Origin of the sequence: Microcoleus sp. S28C3 (assembly GCF_036700785.1) — a bacterium.
GTDB lineage: Bacteria > Cyanobacteriota > Cyanobacteriia > Cyanobacteriales > Microcoleaceae > Microcoleus > Microcoleus asticus.
This window is the reverse complement of record NZ_JAUBPO010000299.1, coordinates 1-1193: the sequence shown is the minus strand read 5'-3', so window position 1 is coordinate 1193 and position 1193 is coordinate 1. Positions and strand designations below refer to the sequence as shown.

General features: G+C 40.0%; 1 protein-coding gene. It reads right to left on the bottom strand.

Annotated elements, in window-relative coordinates; genetic code table 11:
• Positions 1–21: 21 nt before the first annotated feature.
• A complete protein-coding gene (locus tag QUA13_RS32560; RefSeq protein ID WP_333205237.1) occupies positions 22–1164 on the bottom strand; it encodes an IS4 family transposase in 1143 nt (380 codons plus the stop codon).
• Positions 1165–1193: the final 29 nt, after the last annotated feature.

Below are 1193 nucleotides of genomic sequence, written 5' to 3'. Positions count from 1 at the left end.
CCTGACGGGGTGACAACCCCGTCAGAACACTGATAGAATCAAGGACATAGCCCTCATACCTCTCTGAAAAAATGGTAGTTTGTTTCGCCTGATTCTCATTAGTTCAGTAATAATGTCTTGACAAAATTCCATACCAATTACCCAACATTGACCATATAATCCTATCCAAAAACTACTATGACGACGTATTGAGCGCCCAGATTCGGTTAGCCTACCCACATATTTGTGCACTCCCATCGTCTTGATTTTTTGACCTTGTATTACAGCGCAACTGTAAGCAATTGCTATCAATAATATCAAACTGCTTAAACGCTGATTATTAGCATGGCTTTTCTCTAAGTTATAACCACCTGTCTTACAATCTTTAAACATTGCCTCAATCCCACTGCGGCATTTAAAACCATCAATTGACTGCTTGAAAGTGCCGACATTGGTCAGGAGATACCAACCTTCATCTTCCTGTTTTCCTCTATATTTACGTCGCCAATAACCAGCTACATCAAAAGTGCCAAATCCTTTTTGTTTGGTAAAGTTTACTTCCGCTAAATAAAAGCTTGTTCCTGGCAGTAAGCCCAGGTCTGACAACAGGATATAATCAGAGTTTTCTGATTGAATATATCGCCCTTGTTTTACTCTAAAAATAAACTTCACTTGCTTCTGACAGAGCCAGGATGCCAACTTGACACTACCAAATTCCCGATCGCCTAAAACGATCACTTCATAATCAGACAGGAACTCTAAAACAGGAGTAATTAGAGCTTGTTGTTCGCAGATATTACTACATCCTCTCTTGTCTAGTAGTCGCCAGTATAAGGGGATACTTCGTTTTTCCCAGACCAGGCTGAGCATAAATACGTTGTGCGATCGCCATTGAGTGCGATCGATCGCAAGCTTCAAAGGTTTCGATTTCTTAAATTTAGCTTTTAAGATTTCTTTGACAAGCGGAAACCACAGACTTTCTATGTTGAGGCAGTCTAATTTGAGAAATCTTTGCAGACTACGCCTCCGGCTCTCAAATTGAATTGGATAGGGCATTACAGAAGCGAGCAATTCAATACTAACCTGTCTGTGGCTCTGCAACAAATATACCAGAATTTTGAGAGTCAGGTATTCTGCTGGTTTGAGTTGTTTTTCTAGATGGTTCTGGTAAGATTGAGGAAACATAATTAACAGATGGGGCCACTTAATAATTT